The sequence below is a fragment of the Deinococcus puniceus genome (assembly GCF_001644565.1).
Taxonomy (GTDB): Bacteria; Deinococcota; Deinococci; order Deinococcales; family Deinococcaceae; genus Deinococcus; species Deinococcus puniceus.
In genome coordinates this window covers 2,627,992-2,652,372 of sequence record NZ_CP011387.1, presented here as the reverse complement: position 1 = coordinate 2,652,372, position 24,381 = coordinate 2,627,992, and the positions used below count along the sequence as shown (strand labels likewise).

Genomic DNA, 24,381 nt, shown 5'->3' with positions numbered 1-24,381 from the left:
CGTAGAGCCAGTCAATCAGTGCAGCCGGGAACAGTGGTTGAGAACACAGTGGAACCCGTTCGTTCTGCTCAAAAGAGATTGTTACCAACACGTACTTTCACGCTTCCTTGTAGGCCATACCCGCAAACAGGGGCTTGGGCTGGAGGGGAGAGCAGACTACACAGTCTCACCGCACGTATTTCGTGCAGGAACGGTCACGGGGCTGGGCGCTGTATTGGCGCGTGACCCACGTGCAGCAGTCCGACGCCCTTATTCTAGCCAGTTGGTGTCAGGGCGCGGTGAGCCGAAGCTGATTTGAAATACATGTTGAGCAGTGTGCCGGGTGGCCTTGTTGGGGGCAAGCGGCTGAGGCGTAACTTATACGCCCGCTGCCCCATACCGCCTTCTGGCCCGTATCCTGATCTGATGGCCGCGCCCGCCTCCCTGTATTCGCTTTGCTCGGTCATCAAGCAGGGCAGTCCATGACCGATGTTTTAGAAGGCTTCCGCACTATTTTTGCCGGAGATTATCCGCGCCTGCTGCTGTCTGGGCTGGGGATTACGCTGGCCGTCAGCCTGTGTGCGTTGGGCGTGTCGGTGGTGGTGGGCACGCTGTTGGGCGTGGTGCGCGTGTTCCGCGTTCCGGTCTTGGGCGTGCTGGGCAACATTTACGTCGAAGTGGTGCGCGGTATTCCGCTGATCGTGCTGCTGTCGGTGGTGTATTACGGCCTGCCCGCGCTGGGCCTCACGCTGGACGGCTTTCCGGCGGCAGTGGTAGCGCTGGGCCTGTATTCGGCGGCCTACACGTCCGAAATCGTGCGCGGCGGCCTGAACAGTGTGCCGCTGGGCCAACTGGAAGCCGCCCGCAGCTTGGGACTGTCGCGGGGGCTGTCGCTGCGCTTCGTGGTACTGCCGCAGGCGTGGCGCGTGGCCCTACCCGCCCTCGGCAACGAATTCATCAGCCTGATTCTGGGCAGCAGCTTGGCGAGCGCCGTGACCCTGCAAGAACTGTTCGCGCAGGGCAAATACATCACGGGCGTCACCTACCGCCAGTTCGAGGTGTACGCCGTGCTGGCGGTGGTGTATTTCCTCCTGACTTTCATTCTCACGCGCCTGATTCGGTTGCTGGAGCGGCGGGTGAGCCGGGGGCAAGTGCTGGCGTCGCGCCGGGTGATTTAGGGGTTGTGGGGTGTGGTCAGGAGGAAAGGCAAAAGAGCAGGGCTGCAACTTGATTCTCGTTGCAGCCCCGCTTTTCCCACTCACTACTCACCACTGACCACTTACAGCTTTTCAGCCCACGCCTGTACCGCCGCATACTGATAGGCCGCCAATCCCGCCCGCGCCTTGTCAATATTCTTCGTGAATCTCGGATCGTTGACCCACATTTCGCTGACGTTGGAGAACATTTCGGGTGAGGAATCGTAGTACCAGCGGCACTGGTGCGCGTGGTGCCGGGCAACCATAGCGCTGGCTTCGGGCGAATCGGGCGGCGTTCCGGCGTCCATCAGGCCGATGTAAGCGGCGTTAATGGCACCCATTTCTGCCTTGATGCTTTCCCAGTCCTGCTTGGTGTACCGCTTCACGCGCTCGGTACTCTGCTTGTAGGCGTCGGTGTCGCCCCAGCGGTCTTTGGCTTCCTGCTCGTACTCGGCGGGATCGAAGCCGTCGAACAGTTTGCTCAGGTCTTCTTTGTTCATGTCGGTCATGGTCTTTGCTCCTTCGGCGGCGGCCAGTAGGGTGTCTAGGGCGTCCAGCATGGCCTGATTGCGTCTGGCCCGTTCCTGCAACAAACTCCGCTGAAGCTTCAGCGTTTCTATTTCGTCGGCGTCAGGATCGTCCAGCACGGCGCGAATCTCGTGCAGGGGCAATCCCAGTTCTCGGAACATCAGAATGCGGTGCAGGCGTTCTATATCGCCCGCCGAATACAGGCGGTAATTGCCTTCCGTGCGGGCCGAGGGTTTCAGCAGCCCCAGTTCGTCGTAATGGTGCAGCGTGCGAATGCTGACGCGGGCCAATTTGGACAGTTCGCCCACTGTCCAGCTCGAATCCGTTTCTGTAGTCTGTTGCGTGCTGATGCTCGTTCACCTCCTGACCACAGCGTAGGGGCTGACCCCGCGTGAGGGTCAAGTGGGCCGAATGGCTGAGCCTTGATAATTCGTTTGTTGATAAGATCAAGACGAGTGGTGACAATTTTATCATTAGCCATAGTGAAAGAAAATTGCGGCAGCCGGTTAAGAAATAGCTTCTAAACCTTACTAAGCGGTCAACGCCTTGTTTTTTAGAGGATTTGATATTACATACTGCTCTATCCCCGGAAAACTTTAATAAAATAGTGAGGCGAGCTGTAGATGAGCGAGAATATATTACGTATTGAGCTGGGAAACTATAAAGAAGACCTTGAATTGTATGGTGCTTATCAAGTGCTACTTAGAGCATTGATTGAATCGAAGTTTTCGGCACGTTCTTTTGATGACATGATAATTGGTAGCTCTACCCTTGCAGAAATGGCAAGCGAGTTGGTAGTTAAGATGGATCTATTGGGTGACAAAATAGGGATAGGGACAAACGGAGCACAGCGGAAATGGTTAACCGTGAAAGGGAGGGGTGATAGGGCATACAATACAATGCTCAGAAAATTAATTCAGCCTACGGATGCAAATAAAAGTTTGCTGGAATGGTTTAGAAGTATGAATCATAGCGACAGAGTGTTACATTTAAGCATAATATTTTCACCTTATATTATTCAGGGTGCAGCCGCTGAGCTTTTCCTTGCGGATCTAGGCGTAGATCTGAAATCTCTGACTAATCCATCTTCAAGCTAAACAGAGAGTAAGGTGGCTCGGCCTATCCACCCAACAGACCGGCTTACACTCTCGGTCATGACCTTGCCCACCCCTCCCTTACCCGCCTTCTGGCCCCCGTTCTGGCGCGGCTTTCGTGCCTTGATGCCCCTGTGGTTGGGCATGGTTCCCTTTGCGGTGGCCTACGCGGTCACAGCGCGGGCGGCGGGCCTCAGCGTGCTGGAAACGCAACTGATGAGCGTCACCGTCTTCGCGGGCGCGTCCCAATTTGCAGCGGCGGGTCTGTTTGTCAGCGGAGCCAACGCGCTGGGCATCATCGCCACCACTGCCCTCCTCAATGCGCGGCATGTGTTGTACGGCCTCAGCCTCTCGCGCACGCTGCCGCTGACCCGGCCCCAGCGCGTGCTGGCCGCTCAATTTCTCACCGATGAAGCCTACGGGGTGGCGGTGGTGCGCGGCCCGCAGGAACCCGGTGGCCTCAGCTTCGCCTTCCTGCTGGGCGCGGAACTGAGCCTGTATTTCATCTGGAATCTGTCTACGCTGGTGGGTGCATTGGCAGGCGCGGTGCTGCCCGATCCGGCGGCGTTGGGTGTAGCCGTCGTCTTTCCGCTGGCCTTTCTGGGTCTGCTGGTGCCGCTCCTCAAAGACCGCCTGACCGTGCTGGTGGCGCTGGCTTCTGGACTGGGCGCCTGGGGCCTGTCGCGTGTGCTTCCGGGCGGCTTGGTCATTTTACTGGCCGGAATCGGCGGGGCATTGTTGGGGGCCTTCCTGTCTACCCGCAAGCAGAACACGGAAACCCCAGCATGAGCGTGCTGCTCGTTATTTTTCTGATGTGGGCCGTGACCTACCCGGTGCGCTGGCTGGGCCTGAGCCTAGGCCGCCTGCATTTGCCCCCGTTCTGGCTGTCGTTCCTGCAATTTGTGCCCGTCAGCGTGTTCGCCGCCCTCGTACTGCCTGAAGTGCTAAGCAGCCCCGAATGGCCGCGCCGCCTCGTGGCCTGCGTGGTGGGCGGCCTGCTGATGTGGCGCACCGGAAGTCTGGCCCCCGGAATCTTGGGCGGATTCGCGGCGTATTGGGGAGCGCGGTTGCTGGGGCTGTAGGGGCGGTGAATCGGAAGCGTGTGAATCGTGGAGATGTGGAATGAATCTTTAGGGCTGTTGCCCCACGCCCTTCCCACGTTCCACGCTCCCCTGTGTGCCCACTCACCCCACCCTACTGACCACTCACGGTTCCCTGCGCTATGCTATTCCCCGCATGACTGGCCCGGAAGCGCGTTCACAATCAGACCTTGGGGCGCTGCCGCCTGTCGCAGTCATTGACGGCAAATATGAAGTCGTGCGCGAACTGTCCCGTGAGGGCAACGTCACGGTCAATGAGGTGCGGGCGGGCGAGGGCGTGACCCGGCGTGTGGCGTGGTTCGATGTGACCACGCCCGCAGATCGGCAGGGCTTTCACGCGTACCGAACGGCGCTCCGGGCGGTTCAGCCTGCGGGCCTGACCGACGTGGTGGCGCGGCCCGGAGCGTATTACGCGGTGTGGCAACCGGTGGCCGGACTGCCATTGGCCGATCTGCTGGCCCAGCCCAAAAAGCAGGAAGAAACGGTGGAAGCCCTGCGCGAACTGACCGCGAACTTGGCCGAAAACGGCTTTGCCCTCAGCGACGCCGATGTGGTGCTGGACGGCCTAGAGCCGCGTGTGGCTTACCTGCGCCCCGCCCCGCCTACCCGCACACCCGAAGAAGTCATTGCGCTGAATCAGACGACGTTGGCCCCCTTGTTGGGCAGCAAAATCAAGCGCAAGCGGCAACCGGGGGCGTGGCTTACCTTCATTCCCGGCCTGCTGTTTCTGGGCGGCGCGGGCTACTTGGGAGCGCAGGCGGCGCAGGTGTACCTCAACCCGCCCGTGCGCGAGGTCTCGGCGGTGACGGGCCAGAATGCCCAGACCGCAGCCACCGCGCTCGCCAAAGCCGGATTTCAGGTGGAATACACCGACGGCGAGAGCGCGGGCCTGCCAGTGGGCGCAGTCATTCGTCAAGACCCGGCTGCTGGAACCAATCTGCCTGTGGGCCGCCAAGTCGTCCTGACGGTCAACAATCCGCCGCCGCTGACGGTGCCCCGGTTGGAAGAACTGACGCCCGATCAGGCCCGCGCCGCCCTGCGTGACCTGTCGCTGACGCTGGGCAAGGTGGTCAAGGTCGACGGCAGCCTCACCAATACCCCCGAAGGCCGGATTATCGCGCAGCTGCCTGAACCCGGCGCGACCATGCAGCGCGGTCAATCGGTGCAGATCATGGTGTCTACGGGCGTGAAAGGCAAACAGACGTGGATTGCCGACCTGACCGGCATGACCTACGCGCAGGCCCGCGAACACGCCCGCGCCGCCGGATTGGTGGTCACCAAGGTGACGCAGCAGCCCAGTGACCGCACCGAAAACACTGTGCTGGAGCAGACGCCTGCGCCTTATGTGCGCGTGTCGGCGGGCAGCCCGGTGACCCTGACCGTCGCCACCGCCCGCTATACCGCCCCTAGCCTGCCAGCGGGCAGTTTGCCCCTGCCCCCGCCTTACGTGCCGCCTGTGCCCGTACAGCCCGAACCCCCGGCAGAAGAGCCTGTGCAGCCGGAGCCGACGCCTGAACCCGTGCCCGATCCTGTGCCCGAAGCGACACCCGATCCGGTCACGCCCGACGCCGAACCCGTGACGCCCGACTCCATCCCCGCCACCCCGCCCACCAACGAAATTGCCCCGGATGCCAACGCCCCGGCTTCCCGCAGCATCAACTTCCAGTACACCTTCCCCGCCGATCTGCCCGCCGGAAGCTACACCATCGTCGTGCGCGATCAGGACGGCGAGCGCGAGGTGTTGTCGGCCACCGACAGCGGGCAACTGGCCGGAGCCACCGCCAGCAAAAGCGACCTAGCCGTGCGCGGCGACACCGTGTTCGTGATCCGCCGCGACGGACAGGAATTTGCCACCGTTGCGCCGTAAAGTTTGGCGCAGACTAAAGCCCAGATGATTTACCTCGATTACGCGGCCACCCACCCCATGACCCCGGAAGCGCTGGCGGCCTACGCGCAGGCGGCGGCGTTGCCGGGCAATCCGGCCAGCGTGCACGGCGCGGGGCAGGCGGCCCGTGAGCGGCTGGAAGAAGGCCGGGCGCGGGTGGCCGCCGTCCTGAACACCGATCCGCGCAACCTGATCGCCAACAGCGGTGGCACCGAGGGCGATAACCATGTGCTGCTGGGCATGGCGCGGGCGTGGCAGGAACAACATGGCAGCCCCGGCCACCTGATTACCACGCCCACCGAGCATTCGGCGGTGCTGGCCCCTTCCCGCGCCTTGGCCGCGCAGGGCTGGGCCGTGACTTGGCTGGCCCCCGATTCGCATGGCCGCTACACCCCAGACCAACTGGCCGAAGCACTGCGCCCCGACACCGCGCTGGTCAGCATTCACCACGCCAACAACGAGATCGGCACCGTGCAGGACACGCCCGCGCTGGCCGCCGTCGCCGCTGCAAGGGGCGTGCCCTACCACTCCGACGCGGTGCAGGCTCCCGGCGTGCTGAAGCTGGATGTGGCCGCGTGGGGCGTGACTTTTGCCACCATCAGCGCCCACAAATGGGGCGGGCCGCGTGGCGTGGGCTTCCTGTACGTGCGGCGCGGCACGGTGCTGCCTGCCATCACGTTGGGCGGCGGGCAGGAAGGCGGCCTGCGCCCCGGCACGCAGGACACGGCGGGCGTGTACGCGGCGGGTGTGGCTCTCACTCAGGCCGAGGCCGAGCGGGACGCCACGTTTGCCCACCTGTCGGCCCTGCAAGCGCGGTTCATGGGGCGTATTTCAGCCATTCCCAACCTGCGCGTCAACCATCCACCTGACGGCAGCCCCAAAGTCGTGTCGGTGACACTGCCGGGGGCCGATGGAGAAGCCCTGCTGATGAATCTGGACATGTTGGGCATCGCCGCGAGTGCCGGGAGTGCCTGCGCCGCCGGAACCATGCAGCCCAGCCATGTGCTGAGCGCTATTGGCCTGAGTGAACCCGACGCCCGCGCCAGCCTGCGCTTTTCTTTTGGGCGGGCCACCACCGATGCCGAAGTAGACCAAGCGGCAGACGCTTTGGCACAGGCGGCGGCATGGAGCCGGGGTTGACCCTTCCGAGTGCTGCGCTGCCGAGTCCTGAGGTAGCCGAGCAATTGTTGCTGGACGCCGAAGCTCTGAACCCCGGCGCGTGGGTGCCGCACTCGCGCTATGTGGCGCTGGCCGCCCAGTCCATTGCCGAGCGGCATCCCACCCTAGACCCGGAGCGGATGCATACGCTGGGGCTGCTGCACGACCTAGGCCGCCGCACCGGGCCGAATAAAGACCGTCATATTCTGGACGGCTACGACTTTTTAACGGCGCTGGGCTACACCGACGCGGCCCGAGTTGCCCTGACCCATTCCTTCGTGATTCCCGAACTGGACACCCTGCAAGGCGCGTGGGACGGCACGCCGGACGATTTTGCGCGGCTGGGGCAACTGCTGGCTTCCCTCACCCTGTCGGAAGAAGACCGCTTGCTGCAACTGTGCGACATGTTGGCGCTGGCCGACGGCTTTTGCACCATGCAGGAGCGGATGATAGATGTGGCGCTGCGCTATACCGTCAATGACCGCACGCCGGAGAGGTGGCAAGCTCAACTGGCCCTCAAAACCCATTTCGATGGGGTCTGCGGCGTCAACATCTACCGCCTGCTGCCGGGACTGGTAGAGCGGTTTCTGGGGTAAGCGGGAGCTTCAAAACGGCAGATAGCCATCCATCAAATAGATGCTGCCAGAACGTCCGGGCTCCCTTTGCAACTGGTTGAATCCCTCAATCTGGCCGTCAATGCGGCAAAACTGTGTTCCCTCTCTCTGACTGCACTGCACGTCATGTCCCTTGCCGTCTGCCGTCGCCAGTCGTCCGGTAGAGAGTGTAGGAGCGACAAATGTATTGGCGAGCGCAAATTTTCGGGCCTCCGGTGAACTCAGAAACGCCTCTATTCCTATCCCTTTGCTTGCCAGATCACGGGCCAACATCGCCTTGCTGTCAGCGTCGGATGCGTTGACCAGAACAAAGGTCAATTCTCCGCTGAGACTGCCTGAGACGTTGTTCAGAGCTTTGCAGGCTACGGCGTCGTAGCCACGCGCACAGGACGCCACAAAGTCTCTGGAGTCGGGTGGAGTGTACAAATCAAGGCCGAGGCTACAGGCTCCCAACAGCAGCAGGGCCGCAACCGCAATAGAAAGACGTTTCATCGTTGCCTACCAGTCTAGGGCACCGGTGATTCATAGATTGATAAAGAGACCGGCTTCAAACCAAACAACCCCCGACACCTTGCGGCGCGGGGGCGTATCTGTACTGAAAATGCTTAAGCGAACTGCGCCAGCACGCCTTCCAACCGTTCTTTCTGCACGCCGAAGTCTTGTACCCGGCGCTGTTCCTCTTCAATCACCTCGGCGGGGGCGCGGGCCACGAATCCGGCGTTGTCCAGCTTGGCCTGCGCCTGCTTGATCTGTTTGTCCAGTTCCGTCAGGCGTTTGCGCTGCTTGCCCAGCCAGTCCTGCACGTCCACGGTGCCTTCCAGCGGAGCGCGAACCAGCACGCCTTGCTCCACGGCACTCAGGGTGCGGCCTTCCAGCGAGGGCACGAGCGTTACGCGGGCGATGGTTTCCACCACACGGGCATTTTGCGTGACCAGCGCGGCCTGCTCGCCCTCCACCGTCATGCCGAGGCGGTCTTGCGGGGCCAGTCCCAATTCAGCTTTCAGGCTGCGGGCGGCGCTCACGGCTCCGCGTAGGGCGGCAAAGGCGCGGGTGGCTTCCGGGTCGTGCAGCGCGGCATTTTCCTTGGGCCACGAGTGCAGCGCCAGTTGGCGGCGGTGACCCAGCGCGGCGTACACCTCCGAGGTAATGAAGGGCATAAAGGGATGCAGCAGCTTCAGAATATGCTCCAGCACGGCCTTGAGGGTCGCCAGCGTGCCAAGGTTGCCGCTGCTCAATGTAGGCTTGGCGGCCTCGATGTACCAGTCGCAGAATTCATCCCACGTAAACGAGTACAGCGTGCGAATGGCCGCGCCGATGTCGAAGGCGTCCAAGTGTGCCGCCGTTTCGACTGTCACCGCGTTCAGGCGGCTGATGATCCAGCGGTCTGCCAGCGTGAGGTCGGCGCGGGCCTTCAGCTTGGTCAGGGCGTCGCCGGAGCGCAGCGGGTCGGAGCCGTGCAGGTCGTTCTGCTCTGTCGCGCTCCGCACGTAGCGGGTCAGGTCGTCAGAGCCGGTCAGCGCGGGCGCGGCTTCCCCAATTCGCATCAGCGCAAAGCGGGCCGCGTTCCACAGCTTGTTGGCAAAGTTGCGCCCCTGCTCGAAGCGGCGCGGATCGTGCTTGATGTCCTGCCCGCCCGTGCTGAGGCTGGCAAAGGCGAAGCGGCAAGCGTCCACGCCGTACTGGTCGAACAAATCCACCGGGTCGATGCCGTTGCCCTTGCTCTTGGACATCTTCTGACCCTTGCTGTCCAAATACAGGCCGTGCAGCATCACCGTGCTGAAGGGCGCTTGCCCGGTCAGGTGGTATCCGGCCATTTCCATGCGCGTGACCCAGAAAAATAGGATGTCGTAGCCCGTCACCAACACCTGCGTCGGGTAGAATTTGCGGAAATCCTCGCTGTCGGTGTCGGGCCAGCCCAGCGTCGAAAAGGGCCACAGGTTCGAGGAAAACCAAGTGTCGAACACGTCAGGGTCACGGCGCAACGTCAGGTGGGCGTAGCGGGGGTCTTTGTCGCAGTCCAGTTCCGGGTTTTCCGGGTCAGGCACGTACACCTTGCCTTCCTCGTCGTACCAAGCGGGAATCTGGTGGCCCCACCACAGTTGGCGGCTGATGTTCCAGTCGCGGATATTCTCCAGCCAGTCGCGGTTCACCTTGGCGTAGCGCTCCGGCGTCAGCTTGATTTCGCCCCGGTCTAAGCCCTCCAGCACTTTGGCGGCCATCGGTTTCACGTTCACGTACCACTGCGTACTGATGATCGGCTCCACCGGAACCTTGGTGCGCTCGCTCAGGCCAATGGCGGTCACGTGGTCGCGCTCTTCGATCAGATCACCGCTTTCGATCAGGGCAGCAGTCACCGCTTTTCTCGCCGCGAAGCGTTCCATGCCTCGGAAGGCTTCGGGAACCAAGTCGCTGGTCAGGTTGCCTTGCAAATCGATGACGCTGGGGCGGGGGAGACTGTGCCGCTCGCCCACCTCGAAGTCGGTGGCGTCGTGGGCGGGCGTGATTTTCAGTGCGCCGACGCCGAAGCCCATTTCCACGGCCTCGTCGGCAATAATCGGAATCAGGCGGCCCGTGAGGGGAATGCGGGCTTGCTGGCCCACCAGATGCCGGAAGCGTTCGTCTTCGGGATGCACGGCGATGGCCTGATCGGCAAAGATCGTTTCCGGGCGCACGGTGGCGATCCGGATTTCGCCTATTTCACCGTTGCTGGCGGGCTGGGTCGGGTCTTGCAGCTTGTAGGCCAGCGTGGTCATCTTGCCCTTGCGTTCCTCGCGGTCGACTTCCAGTTCGCTCAGGGTGGTCTGGGCCGCCGGATCCCAGTTCACAATCCGCTCGCCTCGGTACGCCAGCCCCTCGTGATACAGCCGCACAAATTGGGCACGCACGGCGCGGCTCAGGCCCTCATCCATCGTAAAGCGCTCTCGCGTCCAGTCCACGCTGACGCCCAAGCGGGTCAGTTGGCTCAGAATCACGCCGCCCGACTGCCCTTTCCAGTCCCACACGCGCTTCAAGAACTCCTCGCGCCCTAGGTCAAAGCGCGACTGCCCCGCTTCCCGCAACTGCTTTTCCACCACCACTTGCGTAGAAATGCCCGCGTGATCCATGCCCGGCAGATACAGCGCCTCGAAGCCCTGCATGCGTTTGTAGCGGATCAGCGTGTCAATCAGGGTGTTGTCTAGCGCGTGCCCCAAGTGCAGGTTTCCGGTCACGTTGGGCGGCGGAATCACGATGGTAAAGGGAGGTTTGCCGCTGTTGGCATCGGCCCGGAAGGGTTCGCTGCGCCAGCGTCCGGCCCATGCGGGTTCAATGGCGGCGGGGTCGAATTGCTTGGCAAGGGCAGACGTGTTTTCGGGGGCTTCGGCAGTAGTGTCGGGGGCGGTATCGGCGGGGGCAGTGTCAGCAAGCGTGGGGTCAGTCATGGGCAAGGCTCCTGTTGGGGCGGTTCGTTTTGGTAAGGAAGGAATATAAGTGCGGGAGCGCGGCGTCCATCTCCCAATCCAGTTCGGGGCGGTTCAGGTCAGCCCAGCGGAAGGCGAACCGGTGGCCGTCTGCGTGCTGAATCCAACTGTGGGGCAAGTCGTCGGGTGCGGTAAATGCGAAGGCGTAGCAGACTTGGCGGGTGAACCGTTCGGGCGTCTGGGCTTCCCAGCGGTAAGCAGCCAGAAAGTGCGGGTTGCTGAGCGTCAGGCCGGATTCTTCTCGCAGTTCCCGCACGGCGGCTTCGGCTGGGGTTTCGCCCGCTTCCACGCCGCCCGCAGGGACTTGTACACCTGCGTCGGGGACATCTGCATGATCGAAAACCAATAGCTTTTGGCCGTCATGCACAAAGCAGAGGACTTTCTCGCGCAGGCCCAGAGCTTGGGCGTCGGCCCGCGCCTGTGCTTCAGAAGATTGGCCTTCGGAATTGTAGAATGTGACCACCGATCCACCTCCATCCTTTTGGCCCTCACAGACAACAAAAAACGCCTCGTCCGCCGGAATTTCTCCCGGACGCGGACGAGACGTGAAGCTCTGTATCCCGTGGTACCACCGCACTTCCCTGCTGAATGCAGGGCGCTCTTGCTGCGCTGTAGCGGGCGCACCCGGACGGGTCTACTGTTTCCACCGCTAGAGTGGAAAGTTCTACCGTCTTGCTCGCGGGCGACGTTCTCTGGTGGCCTAACCGCCCCGGCTCTCAGTCTCGGCGGGGCTTCCTGTGGGGGCCGAACATTCAAACAACAGCCAGATACTCTTCCCGGTCACTGCTCCATCAGTATACGGCGTGGGGCGGGCGAAAGACGTGCCTTTATTCCCCAGCGGGCGCAGAGGACGAATCAGCACTCGGCAAAGCGGCACTAGGTAAATCAGCACTCGGCAAATCGGCAATCTCGAAGCGGTACAGCAGCGGCTTTTTCATAAATCCACGCGGCACGGCCACCGTGACGGTGCGGTACGGCACACCTGTTACGGCGGCCCCCACCGGAAAAGTCAGCACTTCGCCGCCTACGCGGGCGCTCCTGTCTCCGATGTCCAATACGCCTTCAGCACGGCTCAGCACGTCATACGGGTGCTGAATCATCACCGTCAGCTTGACCTGCTGGCCCACCAAGCTCCGCAGCGGATTGGCGTCTTGTTCAAAGGCCGTGCGGATTTCGTCGGGCAGGCGCTCACGGGTCACCTTCACGGCCAGCGCGTATTCACCGATGGGGAACACCACTTCGCGGATCAGGGTCACGCCGTCGCCCTCGGCCTCCCGGAAAGCTTGTAGCAAGGCGGCGCGGCGGTTCTTCATCAGGGTCACGGGGGCGGTGGTGCCGCCGGTGCTGCGCTGTCCCATCGGAAAATCGCCGCGTTGAATAAAGCGTTCGGCTTGCAACAAGGTTTCTTCGCGGGTGCGGAAGGTGCGTTGCAGCACGGGTTCATGGGGTTGCCAGTGGCCGCCCGAACCGCGCTGCATCCAGTCCACCCAGAGTTCAAAACGGTCTTGGTATTGCCAACTCGGATGCGCGCCAGCAGCTGGCGTTGCCGCGCGCTCCGTCATTTCCTGTTGGGTCTTCGGCTCTGAACTGTGCGTGCCGGGTCTAGACGTGATCGCGCTCATGCGTATCCTCCACTCCCCCCATCATGCCTGAGCTTGCGGGCGCGTGGGCAAGAGCGGTTACATAACAAGCTCATCTTGGGGGGGCGGCTTGGCCCAGCAATCAATTTTTCGCAGAGTTCGGCACATTCACACACAGGCGTGATGCCCAAGTTTATCGGCCACCACGCCTGTCTCGCGCCCTACACCCTCCAGCCCACCACCCTACCGTCAGCCGACTTCGATCAGGCCCGCCGTCATAAAGGGTTTGAGGGTATCCATCACCTGACGGGGAGGCAGGCCGCTGCGGTCAAGCAAGACCCTCAACGTCACGCCGTCGGGAATGAGGCTCAGGGCGCGGTATTGGTTGCGGGTCACAGGCTGGGTATCGTTCCAGCGGGCCGTAAAGCGCACAGGCTTTTCCCAATCCGGAAAGGAGCGTAGCAAGACGATCCACGCTTCATTGTCGTCCAGCATGCGCCTGAGGGTGGCGTCGCGCCGCAGGGCCAGCGTGCGCGAGGGCGGAATCAGGTTCGGCTCGAATTGAAACTGGCCGCCGTCCAAGCTCGCCAGCATTTGCAGGGCCGCCTCGCCGCTCAGGCTCCCCGCTTGGGCGTGAATAACCTCGCCGGGATCAAGCCACAGCGCCCCGCCGCGTGGGTGCTCGACGCTAAAACGGCCCGCCCGCCCGCTCGACAGCAGCATCTGCATAACCGACAACAGGGGAAAAATAGCCAGATCGCCACGTACCATGAGTAAACGCATTCTAAGGGCTGGGGACTTGAAAGGGCAGGGGTCAGCTTGGGGTGGTAGGGGGGGTGGGGCAGAGATGAGCAGTGGACTCGGCGTCGGCGTGTAAACCCCCCTTGAAGGGAGCGCAACAGCCTATGTCTCCACTTCTAATACGGGACTCATCTGATTCCCGAATATCCAGAACTGCGCCGGATATTCGTCCATCTCCTGAGTCCCGTATGTTCTCGTACTCGCGTTGCTCGAATGATTCCAGACACTGCACTGGAATCATCTGAGTTTGGTATAAGGGGGGCGTCGCGCCAGCAACGGGGGGGTTCACCCACAATCCCGGAACACAACAAAAAGCGGGGCACTGTGCCAACTCGACACAGCGCCCCGCTTCGTTCTAGTGAAAACCTGTTCTCAGTCGATGCTGGCGCGCCAACGCCACTCGCTGGCCCGCTTCATCACGTGGGCGAGGCCGCCCGTAATCGCCAGTTTCTGGTTCCACGGCAGTTTCATCCAGCCCACCGCCATCAAGCCGCCGAGGCTCACGAATTCGCCCAGAGTGGTGGGTTCGTAGGCTTCGGCTTCTTCCCCTTTGGCAAGGCGCATCAGGTTTTTGCCCGTCAGGCGGCCCTGCTGTCCAGCGTGCTGCGCGGTAGTGGGCACCGGCTTGCCTTCTTGGTTCAGCGCGAGGCTCATGTCACCGATGATGAATACGTCGGGGTAGCCTTTGGCCCGCAGTTGGGCGTCCACCGCAATGCGTCCGCCGGGGCCTTTTTCAACCTTGTTGCCCTTCACGATGTCGCGGGCCTGAATGCCGCCCGTCCAGATGATCTTGCCCGCCGGAATGACCTTCTGCTCGCCGTCGGCGGTCTGCACGGTCACGCTGTCGGCGGTGGCCTGCATCAATCGGTGGCCCACCAGAATGTTGATGCCGTACTCTTCCAGCGTTTTCTGGGCTTTCAGGCGCAGGGCTTCGTCCAGAATGGGCAGAATCTTGGGGCCAGCTTCCACGAGGTGAATCTTGAAGGGAGGGAGGCCGCGCTCTTTGCTCAGCAGTTCGGCCCGCTGCGCGAGTTCGGTGACGAGTTCTACACCCGTCAGGCCCGCGCCGCCCACCACGATGTCGCGGTTGCCGTGGTAATCGTTGGCGAACACGCGGTTCACGTAATTGAAGATTTCGTCGGCGTCGCTGAGCTGCTTCAGTTCGCTGGCGTTTTCAGCCAAGCCCGGAATGCGGTAGAAGTTGGTCACGCTGCCGAGGCCTACGACAAGGGTGTCGTAAGTCAGCACGCGCCCGTCTTTCAGGGTCACTTCCTTCTCATCTAGGTTCACGCCTTCCACCTGCGCCTGCTCCAGATGCACGCCTGTGCCTTTCAGCAGGGGCGCAAGCGGCATGGTCACGCGGGTGTTGTGCGCGGCGGCTTCGTGCAGGCGCGTCTCAAAGGTATGAAAGGCGTTTTGCTCCACGAGCAGCGTTTCCAGATCAGGAAGGGGTTTCATTTTGGTGGCGACTGCGAGGCCTGCGTAACCAGCGCCGAGGATTAGGGTCTTCATATGCTTGCTCCTGTGGGGGAACCGCTGGGGCAACCCCCAAGATTCCTGTGAATTGATTCACGAGGTGGGTTTCAGGCAGACTCCCGCCTGTCTAACGTTCCACAGTGTACACCTTACACCAACTCTCCGGGCCTCCCTGAGAGGGGTGTTTTGGTTGCCTCAAGGCGACACGCGGCCACATATTCAGGGCCAAAACACTGTGTGGATCGGCGTTGTTCTTCAGCGCCTTCGCCTCAGCCCAGTCTAGATGCTGTTACGGCCAGCGTTGCAACTTTTGATGCAGTCCGGGGCCACAGCGGCAGGCGGGCAACGTCCCCGGCTACCGGGGGTCGCCCTTCCTCCCGCTCACGTTCCGCCCCTCAGTACTGGCGTCCGAAAATCACCCGTTTGCCATAGGCCGCAGGCTTCCCGGTATGCACGCACACGCCTTCTTCAGCCTCGGCAAAAAATTCGGCGTCGTCCAGTGGAATGTTGCGGGCGGTGGCTTTGGTGTCATCCTTAATGGCCTTTTCGCTTTCCGGATCGCCGCAGTGGAAGGCCCGCACCCATTTGCCCGCTTCTATGGCAGCCTTGAATTCCTCGTAGGTGTCTACGTTCACGGTGTTGTCCAGCATGAAGTCGGTGGCCCGTTTCAGCAGCCAACCCTGAATTCCGGCCAAACGGTCTGTCATGCCGCCTACGGCTTCGGCGCGGGGCAAGGTTTCCTTCTCGGCGCTGTTACGGTTCTTGACCACCACCACACCCGATTCGAGGTCACGGGGGCCAAGTTCCACACGCACGGGCACCCCCTTCAGTTCCCAGTCGTTGTACTTGAAGCCGTTGCTCACGCCGTCGCGCTTGTCCACCTTCACGCGCAGGCCCGAGGCCCGCAACTCGGCGGCCAGTTTCTCGCCTTCGGCCACCATTTCATCAAAGTTGTCTTTGCGGCCTACGGGGATCACCACCACCTGAATGGGGGCAATGTTGGGCGGCATCATCAGGCCCTGATCGTCGCCGTGCGTCATGATCAGTGCGCCGATAATCCGGCTGGAAATGGCCCAACTGGTCGTGTGCGCCCAGTCTTCCTTCTGCTCGCGGGTCTGGAATTTCACGTCGAAGGCTTTAGAGAACTTCTGGCCCAAGTAATGCGACGTGCCCGATTGCAGCGCCTTGCCGTCGCGCATCATGCCCTCGATGGAGTACGTGGCGAGTGCGCCTGCAAAGCGTTCGGACGCCGTTTTTTCGCCGCGCACCACAGGTAGGGCCAGAATGTCGCGGCAGAACTCGTGGTAAATGTCCAGCATCTGCCGCACCTCCGCCCGCGCTTCCAGCTCATTCACATGCGCCGTGTGGCCTTCGTGCCAGTAAAACTCGGAGGTTCGCAGGAAGGCTTTGGTTCGCAGTTCGGCCCGGAACACGCTGCCCCACTGGTAGTGCAAAAAGGGCAGATCGCGGTAAGAGTTCAGCCAGCCGCTCCACATATGACCGATGATGGTTTCACTGGTGGGGCGCATGACATACGGCTCGGTCAGGTCTTCGGTGCCGATCTTGTTCACCGTAAACAATTCGGGCGCAAAGCCTTCCACGTGGTCGGCTTCCTTCATGATGAAGCTCATGGGAATCAGCGTGGGGAACACCAACGATTCGTGTCCGGTGGCCTTGAAACGGTCATCCAGCCAGCGCACGATGTTTTCCCACAGCGCCGAGCCGTAGGGCTTGATGACCATCGCGCCCGCGACGGGGCTGTTGTCGGCCAAGTCCGCCTTTTTCACGACTTCGTTGTACCAGTCGTTAAAATCCACGCTCTGGGGCGTCACGCCGTATTGCTGCGCCTTCTTGTCGTTGCCTTTGTCGCTGTTGCCCTTGCCGTCCTTAGTCATTGGCAGCAGGATAACGGGTTCGGGGCTGTTCTAGGCTTCCCAGCTTAGCGAGGCGGGAGGCCGGGTGGGAATGAGGGGGGGGGCGGGCTGAGCTATTCAGCGGGTGCGGTGGTAGAATCCGCCGTTCCCCATGACGCGCCCCCCACGCAATGACCCCCCCCCGCCTCCGCCGCCGGAAGGCTCCCGCGCTGGCTCCAGCCTGAACGGCTCTGGTCTGAGCAGTTCCGGGCTGGGCAGTTCCGGCATCGGCGGGGCAACGCCCGGCGGCATTAAAAAGCCGCTGCTCTCACGCATCAGCCCGCCGCAATTGATCGCGTTGTCGTTCGCGGCGGCCATTTTCGTGGGCGGCTGCCTGCTGTCGCTGCCGATCATGCATTCGCCGGGACGCAGCGTCAACTTTTTGCAGGCCCTGTTTACGGCCACCAGTGCGCTGTGTGTCACGGGCCTGAATGTCATCGATCCCAGCAAGGATTTCAACCGACTGGGGCAGGTGGTCATCATGCTGCTGATTCAGGTGGGCGGACTGGGGATCATCACCTTCGGTACGGTCTTTGCTCTGCTCATTGGCCGCCGCGTCAACTATTCGGAGCGTATTCGCTTGGCGCAACAGGTCAGTGCCTTCGATGTCGGCGGCGTTCTCAGTCTTATTCGCAACATCTTCTTGTTTACCTTCCTGATAGAACTCACGGGCGCGGTGTTGCTGTCGTTCCGCTTCGTTCCCCTAGAAGGGTGGGGGCCGGGCCTGTTCTATTCCGTCTTTCATTCGGTCAGCGCCTTCAACAATGCTGGATTTGCCCTGTATTCAGACAATCTGGTGCGTTTTGTGGGCGATCCGTTGGTCAGTATGACTATTGCAGGCCTGATTATTCTGGGCGGCATGGGCTTTTTGGTGCAATTGAATGTGGTGGCCCATCTGGTCAATCCGCGCCGCAACCGCATGTTGGTGCACAGCAAACTCGTCCTCACCATGATGGGCGTCTTGCTGGCGGTGGGTACAGCCACCTACCTGCTGATGGAATGGAGCAATCCCAAAACACTTGCACCGTTGGGCTTTGGCGACAAACTTCTGGCTTCTTTCTTTCAGAGTGTCACCACCCGTACCGCCGGATTCAATACGCTGGACTACGGGGTCATGAATTACGCCACCCTGTTCATGACCATCATCCTGATGTTTATCGGAGCCAACCCCGGCTCGACAGGCGGCGGGATTAAAACGAGCACCTTCTACGTCATGATGGCAAGTGCGTGGAGCATGGTGCGCGGGCGCGGAGAGATCAATCTGTTCCGCCGCCGCATAGACCAAGACACGGTTATCAGAGCCATGACGGTGGGCCTCCTCAGCATCGGCCTCGTCAATGGCATGTTCGTGCTGTTGCTTGTCTTCAACATCAATCCTGAGATCACGTTCGTGCAGATGTTTTTTGAGACGGTCAGCGCCTTTGCCACGGTGGGTCTCAGCATGAATGCCACCCCGATCATGTCGCCTGCTCAGCATGTCGTTCTTATTTTGCTGATGTATCTGGGCCGCATCGGGCCACTGACGTTTGCTGTGGCTTTCAACTCCAGCCGCCGCGCCGATCTGGTCAAATATCCGCCCGAAAAAGACATCATCATCGGCTGAAGCGTGCTAACAGGCTTTATTTGATCAAAGGAACCTTTCTGCTATGAAAACCAAACAATGCCTTGTCATTGGCTTAGGCCGGTTCGGAACCGCCGTTGCCACCACCCTCTACGAAATGGGCCATGAAGTCGTGGCCATTGACCAACACGAAGAAAACGTGGAGCGCGTGATGAACCTCGTGACCCACGCGGCAGTCGTAGACGCCAGCGACGAGCGGGCGTTGCGGGCCATCGGCGCATCCGATTTCGATGTGGTGGTGGTGGCCATCGGCACCGATGTGCAGGCCAACATTCTGGCCACCATGAATGCCAAGAGCCTTGGCGCACCCTACGTGGTCACCAAAGCGATTGACGAAATGGCCCGCCGCGTGCTGGAGCGCATCGGGGCCGATCTGGTCATCCGGCCCGAACACGATATGGGCGTGCGTTTGGCCCGCCAGATTGCCACCCCCAACATCGTAGATACGCTGGACTTGGGCGGCGATTACGCCATCGTGGAAATTGAGGCCAATGAACGGCTGCGCGGCACGCTGCGTGACCTGAACCTCACGGGCCGCTTTAATGTGCAGATTATTGCCATCAGCCGGGGCGGCAAGGTAGAAGTGACCCCCCGCGCCGAGGATGATCTGCGTCCACACGACAAATTGGTGGTCATCGGCACGGCACATAATTTGGACGATTTGCGGCGGTATTTGGGAGAATGAGACGAGTGGATCGTGGTCGGTGGATCGTGGAAATGTAAACTGAATCTCTAAGGTCTTCCCACGGCTCACCACGATCCCCTACCGCTGTTCCTCCCGGATGATCCCGCACCTCAAATCCCCCCGTATTTCCAGCGCCTCGGCGATGCTCTGCGGCGGCAACTGGCCCTCCAACTTGGTGGCCTGAGAGAGAGGAATAGGGGCCAAGCCCGGCACCTGAAGACTGGCCCGCGTGGTGGACGTCATCAGGCGCAGCGTTCGCTCCAAGCAGGCGGCGTCGTTGGTGTTCAGCGTCACCGGGCGGGCGTCGGTGCCCCCATCTGCCGGATTGACCAGCGTGACGGTCAGGGGTTGGCTGCTGAAACCGCTGAGGGTCTGGTTGGCCCGCGCCTGCCCGGTCAGGGCCGCCGATACTGCCGCCAGCACAGGCAGCAGCGCCGCTACCGCCCACACCACCCCTGCCCGCGCCGCGCCCGGACGCAGCAGCAGCGTGCCCAGTCCTGCGGCACAGATCAGGGTGAGCAGGAGGTAGAACAGAGGCAGCGCGGCAAACGACATGACCGTCAGTGTAAGGCGCGGCGGCCCCCTCATACGGATTCCGATTGAACAGTTATGAAATAACTGCGAAATCCGACTGGAAGGACTAGGAAAAGTACGGATTCCAGAATGGAGTTAGCTTTCGGCGCTGTTCTGAAAGATAACGGAATGGCCGGCATCCGTATCAGTGGTTCCGATCAGCGGGCGCGTTCCCAGCCCAGTGCCCCCTCCCGAGTGTCGTCGGTGTGGTCAGACAGTTGGGGGGCGGGTGGGGCCAACAGGGAAGCGCTGAGTGGTTGCGGCTGTGTCCACGGCACCGGCCCGCACACGAAGCCGCCTGCTTTGCCCAGATACACCACTTGGCTGCCCGCGTCCAGCCGCCCGGTGCAGCCTTCCAGCCGCCGCCCAGCCTCGGCCAGAACTCCGGCCATATAGAGTTCGGCCTGAACGTGCAGCTCCCCGGATTGCAGCGCGGGAAGGGCGTACAGCGCGGTACACACGCTGCTCAGCAAGTCGCTGACCCCCTCCGGCCAAGGTGGGAGCCGCCGCATGGAGTCGGTGCTCAGGAGGAGGCCGCCGCCCGCCGCATCTTCGAGCAAAAAGACTTGTTGCACAACGCCCGCTTCTTGTTCGCCTGTGAGAAAATCGGCCATGCGTGCAGCTTAGGCCAGCTGGATGATCGGCCCGTGATCGGCAGCGCCGTTACAGTTCGGCAGTTCAAAGGCCCGGCTGAGCGGCCTTTCCCCAAGTTACTTAGAAGTGAGGGTAAACGTCAGCAGCGGCTCGGAATTTCCACCGGGGCCAGTGTCCACAAAACTGACCGGGATGGCGAAGCGGGCCGTGCCCTGTGTCAGCGCCTTTTTCACGTAGTACACGTAGGTCAAGGTGGAGCCAGCGCCGCCCACTACCGGAGGCGAACCCGCGGGCCGGGCGGGAGGTGGCGTGTTGGTTTTGTCGATCAGCACCAGATACTGGGCTTCCACCTCTACCGCCCGCCAGCTATAGCCGGTGCCCGCCTGCGTCGGCAAATGAAAGCGCAGCACGTCGCCCGCCTGCACGGTCAGGGTACGGGTGGTCTGGGTGGCCGAGATATCCAATGTGCGCGTCATGGTGGCCTTTGCAGGGGCGCTGGCTGGCTGTGCGGCGGCCAACAACAGGGGAGAAGTGAGGGCGAACACAGACAGCGCGGCCAGCAAAGGTTTCACCCCTTCATCCTGCCTGAGTTTGTGGGTTTGGATGTGTCTATACAGCACAACACCCCCATAACATGAGGGGGCGCTGCAACAGAGGGCGTGTTTGTGGTGCCGAGAACGGGACTTGAACCCGTATGGTCAAAGACCGTCCGATTTTAAGTCGGGTGCGTCTACCGATTCCGCCATCCCGGCCCAGACGACTGCTGCGAAATACGGACGCAGTATACCAGCAAAAATCGAAATTTTTATCCAGAAAGCCAGCCATTCAGCAGGCCAGCACAAAAAAACCCTGCCGGGAGGGGCAGGGCGGGTGGTGGAGGTGGGCGGAGTCGAACCGCCGTCCAAAGGTTCGTTCAACGTGCGTCTACGTGTGTATCCCGCTGTTTAATTGTCGGGTCTTGGGCCACCAGCGGGCGGGTTTCCCTTGACCGTAGTCCCACTTATTTTCGCCGTCAGCTATGGAACCTCGCTTGGGCTAGCCTTCTTTTGTTTCAGTTCGCGCCTCGCCAAAGGCCGGGCTAGACGGTCACTGTCTCACTTAAGCAGCGAGAGCGTAGTTCTGGTTGCCAGTTAAAGGCTTTGCCGTTTTTTTACGAGGCCCACGGCACCTCGACACGCAGCAGCGCCTTCAGTTCCCCTGTCGAAACCGGGTCACCCCCAGCGGGTGTTCTCGCCTCGCAACTCTGTTCGGGCTGGCCGTGCAGAGTCCCTCAGCGACGGCAAGTATAGCACTTTGACGCTGATCTGGGGCTGACGATTCATAGGGGCCAGCACTCATGCAAATGGCCTACGCTGAGGCGTGCGTCTCACTGTTCTCACTTCCCTGCTTGCTCTGAGTTTCACTGCCTGCGCCGCGCCGTCTGTACCGTCTGGCACGGCCCGCACCGCCTTTTGGCTGCGGCCCCCCGCCACCGCTGCCGAGCTGGAGCGCACCCTGAATGCCGCTGGGGCCGCCGGATTTACCGATGTGCTGCTGGAGGGTTTTTATCATGGGCGCGTGGCGTGGAACAGCACGCAGTTTCCGCGCAAGCTGAACTATGACGCAGTAAAAACGGCGCTGAACGTGCAAGAAAGGGGTGGGCCGCGTGTGAACGTGTGGATAGAAACGCTGTACTGGCGGCCCGATGCGTCGTTTGGCATTCCAGTCACGCCGCTCTGGAAAGACAGCATGGCGACCCTGAGCTTGGAGGGCCGCCCCAGCCTGAGCTTCAGCAAACTGGGCTTCGTCGACCCTGCCGACGCCGAGGTGCAGGCCACCCTGACCGCCCTGACCCGTGAGGTGGCGACCCTGTATCCCAGCGCGGGCCTGCATCTGGACTACTTGCGCTACCCGCGCGAAACCGACTTCGGGTATCACCCCACTGCCCTCGCCGGATTCGCCGCCCAAACGGGCCTGGACGCCCGCACCCTGAAACGCCAGAACGAGGACGGCACGGCCACCGAGGGCTGGCGGCTCTGGACAGACTACCGGGCGGGCCTGATTACCAAACTGGCTGGAACCCTCAGCAGCACCTACCGGGCGGCGGGCGGGCGCGGCCTGATCAGCGCCGCCGTGTTCTATACGCACGATCCGCTGCAACGCTGGCAGGCGTGGCCGGGGCTGGAAGCCGCCATGCCGATGGTGTACCTGCCCTATACCGCCCTCACGCGGCTGGCCTTGTTGCAATTTCCGCAGCGGCAATTGGTGTGGCCGGGCTTGCAAGTCGGGGCAGGGTCGCCCACGCTGGCCGCGCAACTCCAAGCCGTGCGGGCCAGCGGCTACGGCAACGCGGCAGTGTTCGGCTGGACACCGGGGGTGAAGTAGAGCCTCGCTGTCTCGCCGCAGTTATCCACGCCCCAATTTCCCACGCAGCACGCGCCATTGCTTGATGCCGTAAGCCTGCACCGGATGCGTCCAGCGCCCGCCCACCGTGCCTTCAGCGAGTGCGGCCAACAAGTCGGCGGGGGTATGAATGGGCCTAAACGGAGCTTCCACCCACGCCTCCCCGATGTCTTGCAGGGTATGGGCGTCGCTGCCCGCGCACATGGGCAGGCCGCGCTCCTGTGCCCACGCCGCCGCCGCCCGGTTCCAGCGGGGCCGCGACACACGCGAGTTGAAGACTTCCACGAGATCGATGGAATCGGCAATGCGGGCGGTGGCCTCAGGCTTCAGGCGGTAGCGTTTAAGGGGATCGAAGCCGTGTTGAAGCATGACCAAGCCGCCCTGAGCGTGAATGGCCTGCACGGTGTCTTCGGGCGACAGCCGGGGTGGAATGCGTTCCGTCAAAAACAGCCCGATCAGTTCGCCCTCAGCAGTCGTAATTTCTTCTCCGGCAATGATATTCAGGCGCTCCGACAGGCCCATGTCGGCCACGATGGCGGCCAATTCCGGGCCGCCGCGCTGCTGGTCGTGATCGGTCACGGCAATGGTGCGTGTGCCCCCGCTCAGCATCCACGCCGGAATATCGCGCAGGCGGGTGCGGCAGTCGTGGCTGACCTCGGTGTGCATGTGCAGGTCTATTTTCATCTGTGGTCTGTTCATCTGCGGTCTTTAGGGCTGGCGCTGGGGCCGCAGCATCTGCAACGCGCCCGGCCACGCTTCGATGCTGACCCTGCCGCCGGGGGCCGCCTGCCGCGTCTCGCCGTCCACATGAAAAATCTGGCCCACATAACTGATTTCCGTCACGCGGGCGTCGTGGCTTTGCACGCTGGGACGGTCTTCGAAGGTGTCGGTCAGCAGCGAAGTCAGGTAGGCCAGCATGCTTTCGCGGTCAGAATGCGCCACCCGGATCACGTCCAGCGTGCCCTCGGTGGGGTCGGCGTGCGTCGAAAAGCGCAGCGTGGGGCCAGTGGCGCTGGTGTTCATCACTTCCAGAATGGTGTAGGCGTCGTCGGGAAAGGCCCGCCCGTCCAGCGTCAGTGACACGGTGGGCGGCGCGAAGCCCGGCATGGCCCGGATCATGGCCTGCACTGCCCGCAACACGCTTTTGCCCTCGTCGGGGCCGTATTCGGCCATCACGTCGGCAAACAGGCCGCAGCCGCACGCTTCCAAAAACAGGTCTTGGCCCCAAGGCCCACGCACCCGCCCGACATCAAAGGGCACGGCCTGAGCGCCCGCGTAGGCCCGAATCACTTCTAACGGGTCGCCCAAGACACCGAGCGTGCGGGCCACATTGTTGGCCGTGCCCATCGGGATCACGCCCACCCGCAAGGCTGCCCGTTCTTCTTCGGGGCGGGCCAGCAGATGCAGCGCCACCGCCCGCAACGTGCCGTCTCCGCCCGCCACGAACAGCGTGCCGCGTGCCCCTTCCAGAGCTTGGGCAATATCGTCTGGACTGGCGGTAGCGCGGTAAATCGGACGGTAGCCGATGGCCGCTAGTTCCTCGACCAGATGGTCAGGGCTGGCCCGCTCGCTGGTGCCCGCCTTGGCGTTGTAGATCAGGGTGGCTTCGGTGGACTGCGCCAAAGACTGAGATGTGGCCTGAGCTTGAGGCTGTGCCGGGACGCCTACGGTGTGTGGAACGGGGTGCAGCGTCATGCTGCGAGTGTATAGGTTCAGACCGGAACCAGAGGCACTTATCATTCCT

23 protein-coding genes, 1 tRNA gene and 1 other RNA gene are annotated in these 24,381 nt (G+C 62.0%); 10 read left to right on the top strand and 15 right to left on the bottom strand.

Translation table 11 applies throughout. The features are described from left to right. Positions 1-461: 461 nt before the first annotated feature. Complete coding sequence (locus SU48_RS12260) at positions 462-1,157, top strand: amino acid ABC transporter permease (RefSeq protein WP_064015486.1); 696 nt, start codon at positions 462-464, stop codon at positions 1,155-1,157. 101 nt (positions 1,158-1,258) lie between these two features. Here SU48_RS12260 and SU48_RS12255 read toward each other — a convergent pair whose 3' ends face one another. Next, complete coding sequence (locus SU48_RS12255) at positions 1,259-2,011, bottom strand: MerR family transcriptional regulator (RefSeq protein WP_082869762.1); 753 nt, start codon at positions 2,009-2,011, stop codon at positions 1,259-1,261. Between the two features lie 315 nt (positions 2,012-2,326). Here SU48_RS12255 and SU48_RS14210 point away from each other — a divergent pair, with 315 nt between their 5' ends. The 6 genes from SU48_RS14210 (at position 2,327) to SU48_RS12230 (ending at position 7,536) form a co-directional block, all read left to right on the top strand. Further along, positions 2,327-2,800: a hypothetical protein gene (locus tag SU48_RS14210; RefSeq protein WP_157451162.1), complete on the top strand. Its 474-nt coding sequence runs from the start codon at positions 2,327-2,329 to the stop codon at positions 2,798-2,800. Positions 2,801-2,923: 123 nt separating this feature from the next. Next, the gene (locus tag SU48_RS12250; RefSeq protein WP_064016041.1) at positions 2,924-3,586 is read left to right on the top strand and encodes an AzlC family ABC transporter permease; all 663 of its coding nucleotides are present in this window, start codon (positions 2,924-2,926) and stop codon (positions 3,584-3,586) included. After that, the gene (locus SU48_RS12245) at positions 3,583-3,879 is read left to right on the top strand and encodes an AzlD domain-containing protein (RefSeq protein ID WP_064015484.1); all 297 of its coding nucleotides are present in this window, start codon (positions 3,583-3,585) and stop codon (positions 3,877-3,879) included. The genes SU48_RS12250 and SU48_RS12245 overlap by 4 nt, the downstream gene beginning before the upstream one ends. Before the next feature lie 154 nt (positions 3,880-4,033). After that, positions 4,034-5,764: a PASTA domain-containing protein gene (locus SU48_RS12240; RefSeq protein WP_064016040.1), complete on the top strand. Its 1,731-nt coding sequence runs from the start codon at positions 4,034-4,036 to the stop codon at positions 5,762-5,764. Positions 5,765-5,788: 24 nt separating this feature from the next. Next, positions 5,789-6,922: a cysteine desulfurase family protein gene (locus SU48_RS12235; RefSeq protein ID WP_064015483.1), complete on the top strand. Its 1,134-nt coding sequence runs from the start codon at positions 5,789-5,791 to the stop codon at positions 6,920-6,922. Further along, the gene (locus tag SU48_RS12230) at positions 6,919-7,536 is read left to right on the top strand and encodes an HD domain-containing protein (protein ID WP_231881625.1); all 618 of its coding nucleotides are present in this window, start codon (positions 6,919-6,921) and stop codon (positions 7,534-7,536) included. The genes SU48_RS12235 and SU48_RS12230 overlap by 4 nt, the downstream gene beginning before the upstream one ends. Before the next feature lie 9 nt (positions 7,537-7,545). Here SU48_RS12230 and SU48_RS12225 read toward each other — a convergent pair whose 3' ends face one another. The 7 genes from SU48_RS12225 to proS all read right to left on the bottom strand — a co-directional run bounded on the left by SU48_RS12225 (position 7,546) and on the right by proS (position 16,764). Next, the gene (locus SU48_RS12225; protein WP_064015481.1) at positions 7,546-8,046 is read right to left on the bottom strand and encodes a hypothetical protein; all 501 of its coding nucleotides are present in this window, start codon (positions 8,044-8,046) and stop codon (positions 7,546-7,548) included. A 113-nt stretch (positions 8,047-8,159) separates the two neighbouring features. After that, complete coding sequence (locus SU48_RS12220; protein WP_064015480.1) at positions 8,160-10,973, bottom strand: valine--tRNA ligase; 2,814 nt, start codon at positions 10,971-10,973, stop codon at positions 8,160-8,162. After that, entirely contained in the window at positions 10,966-11,475 is a 510-nt protein-coding gene (locus tag SU48_RS12215; protein WP_064015479.1) for an NUDIX hydrolase, read from the bottom strand. The genes SU48_RS12220 and SU48_RS12215 overlap by 8 nt, the downstream gene beginning before the upstream one ends. A gap of 364 nt (positions 11,476-11,839) precedes the next feature. After that, positions 11,840-12,634 carry a hypothetical protein gene (locus SU48_RS14410; protein WP_231881624.1) on the bottom strand — a complete coding sequence of 265 codons (795 nt, stop codon included), beginning with the start codon at positions 12,632-12,634 and terminating at the stop codon, positions 11,840-11,842. 207 nt (positions 12,635-12,841) lie between these two features. Continuing rightward, positions 12,842-13,363: a DUF4388 domain-containing protein gene (locus SU48_RS12205; protein WP_064015478.1), complete on the bottom strand. Its 522-nt coding sequence runs from the start codon at positions 13,361-13,363 to the stop codon at positions 12,842-12,844. A 402-nt stretch (positions 13,364-13,765) separates the two neighbouring features. Further along, positions 13,766-14,905 carry an NAD(P)/FAD-dependent oxidoreductase gene (locus SU48_RS12200; protein ID WP_064015477.1) on the bottom strand — a complete coding sequence of 380 codons (1,140 nt, stop codon included), beginning with the start codon at positions 14,903-14,905 and terminating at the stop codon, positions 13,766-13,768. A gap of 359 nt (positions 14,906-15,264) precedes the next feature. Beyond that, positions 15,265-16,764, bottom strand: a complete 1,500-nt coding sequence (gene proS, locus SU48_RS12195; protein ID WP_064015476.1) for a proline--tRNA ligase — start codon at positions 16,762-16,764, stop codon at positions 15,265-15,267. 130 nt (positions 16,765-16,894) lie between these two features. On the opposite strand from proS, the gene SU48_RS12190 reads away from it, so the two are divergent. Both SU48_RS12190 and SU48_RS12185 read left to right on the top strand, forming a co-directional pair. Next, a complete protein-coding gene (locus SU48_RS12190) occupies positions 16,895-18,385 on the top strand; it encodes a TrkH family potassium uptake protein (protein ID WP_231881623.1) in 1,491 nt (496 codons plus the stop codon). Between the two features lie 43 nt (positions 18,386-18,428). Next, positions 18,429-19,088 carry a potassium channel family protein gene (locus tag SU48_RS12185; protein ID WP_064015475.1) on the top strand — a complete coding sequence of 220 codons (660 nt, stop codon included), beginning with the start codon at positions 18,429-18,431 and terminating at the stop codon, positions 19,086-19,088. Between the two features lie 78 nt (positions 19,089-19,166). Here the strand turns inward: SU48_RS12185 and SU48_RS12180 are convergent, their stop codons facing one another. From SU48_RS12180 to ssrA, 5 genes are all read right to left on the bottom strand, one after another. After that, entirely contained in the window at positions 19,167-19,643 is a 477-nt protein-coding gene (locus tag SU48_RS12180; RefSeq protein WP_064015474.1) for a hypothetical protein, read from the bottom strand. A 176-nt stretch (positions 19,644-19,819) separates the two neighbouring features. Next, the gene (locus SU48_RS12175) at positions 19,820-20,275 is read right to left on the bottom strand and encodes a hypothetical protein (RefSeq protein ID WP_064015473.1); all 456 of its coding nucleotides are present in this window, start codon (positions 20,273-20,275) and stop codon (positions 19,820-19,822) included. A gap of 96 nt (positions 20,276-20,371) precedes the next feature. After that, positions 20,372-20,827, bottom strand: a complete 456-nt coding sequence (locus tag SU48_RS12170) for a protease inhibitor I42 family protein (RefSeq protein WP_064015472.1) — start codon at positions 20,825-20,827, stop codon at positions 20,372-20,374. Positions 20,828-20,921: 94 nt separating this feature from the next. Continuing rightward, a tRNA-Leu gene (locus SU48_RS12165) sits at positions 20,922-21,007 on the bottom strand. A 119-nt stretch (positions 21,008-21,126) separates the two neighbouring features. After that, positions 21,127-21,474, bottom strand: a transfer-messenger RNA (tmRNA) gene (gene ssrA / locus SU48_RS12160). Between the two features lie 140 nt (positions 21,475-21,614). On the opposite strand from ssrA, the gene SU48_RS12155 reads away from it, so the two are divergent. After that, positions 21,615-22,619: a glycoside hydrolase family 10 protein gene (locus SU48_RS12155; RefSeq protein WP_064015471.1), complete on the top strand. Its 1,005-nt coding sequence runs from the start codon at positions 21,615-21,617 to the stop codon at positions 22,617-22,619. A gap of 21 nt (positions 22,620-22,640) precedes the next feature. Here SU48_RS12155 and SU48_RS12150 read toward each other — a convergent pair whose 3' ends face one another. After that, positions 22,641-23,336: a PHP-associated domain-containing protein gene (locus SU48_RS12150; RefSeq protein ID WP_064015470.1), complete on the bottom strand. Its 696-nt coding sequence runs from the start codon at positions 23,334-23,336 to the stop codon at positions 22,641-22,643. Positions 23,337-23,345: 9 nt separating this feature from the next. Next, entirely contained in the window at positions 23,346-24,332 is a 987-nt protein-coding gene (locus SU48_RS12145; protein ID WP_064015469.1) for a diacylglycerol/lipid kinase family protein, read from the bottom strand. Positions 24,333-24,381: the final 49 nt, after the last annotated feature.

Coding starts and splice junctions, on each gene's coding strand:
- proS (WP_064015476.1), bottom strand. CDS start 16,764: ATGACTAAGGACGGCAAGGGCAACAGCGACAAAGGCAACGACAAGAAG.
- SU48_RS12175 (WP_064015473.1), bottom strand. CDS start 20,275: ATGGCCGATTTTCTCACAGGCGAACAAGAAGCGGGCGTTGTGCAACAA.
- SU48_RS12235 (WP_064015483.1), top strand. CDS start 5,789: ATGATTTACCTCGATTACGCGGCCACCCACCCCATGACCCCGGAAGCG.
- SU48_RS12245 (WP_064015484.1), top strand. CDS start 3,583: ATGAGCGTGCTGCTCGTTATTTTTCTGATGTGGGCCGTGACCTACCCG.
- SU48_RS12145 (WP_064015469.1), bottom strand. CDS start 24,332: ATGACGCTGCACCCCGTTCCACACACCGTAGGCGTCCCGGCACAGCCT.
- SU48_RS14210 (WP_157451162.1), top strand. CDS start 2,327: ATGAGCGAGAATATATTACGTATTGAGCTGGGAAACTATAAAGAAGAC.
- SU48_RS12260 (WP_064015486.1), top strand. CDS start 462: ATGACCGATGTTTTAGAAGGCTTCCGCACTATTTTTGCCGGAGATTAT.
- SU48_RS12225 (WP_064015481.1), bottom strand. CDS start 8,046: ATGAAACGTCTTTCTATTGCGGTTGCGGCCCTGCTGCTGTTGGGAGCC.
- SU48_RS12180 (WP_064015474.1), bottom strand. CDS start 19,643: ATGTCGTTTGCCGCGCTGCCTCTGTTCTACCTCCTGCTCACCCTGATC.
- SU48_RS12190 (WP_231881623.1), top strand. CDS start 16,895: ATGACGCGCCCCCCACGCAATGACCCCCCCCCGCCTCCGCCGCCGGAA.
- SU48_RS12220 (WP_064015480.1), bottom strand. CDS start 10,973: ATGACTGACCCCACGCTTGCTGACACTGCCCCCGCCGATACCGCCCCC.
- SU48_RS12185 (WP_064015475.1), top strand. CDS start 18,429: ATGAAAACCAAACAATGCCTTGTCATTGGCTTAGGCCGGTTCGGAACC.
- SU48_RS12205 (WP_064015478.1), bottom strand. CDS start 13,363: ATGGTACGTGGCGATCTGGCTATTTTTCCCCTGTTGTCGGTTATGCAG.
- SU48_RS14410 (WP_231881624.1), bottom strand. CDS start 12,634: ATGAGCGCGATCACGTCTAGACCCGGCACGCACAGTTCAGAGCCGAAG.
- SU48_RS12150 (WP_064015470.1), bottom strand. CDS start 23,336: ATGAACAGACCACAGATGAAAATAGACCTGCACATGCACACCGAGGTC.
- SU48_RS12250 (WP_064016041.1), top strand. CDS start 2,924: ATGCCCCTGTGGTTGGGCATGGTTCCCTTTGCGGTGGCCTACGCGGTC.
- SU48_RS12240 (WP_064016040.1), top strand. CDS start 4,034: ATGACTGGCCCGGAAGCGCGTTCACAATCAGACCTTGGGGCGCTGCCG.
- SU48_RS12200 (WP_064015477.1), bottom strand. CDS start 14,905: ATGAAGACCCTAATCCTCGGCGCTGGTTACGCAGGCCTCGCAGTCGCC.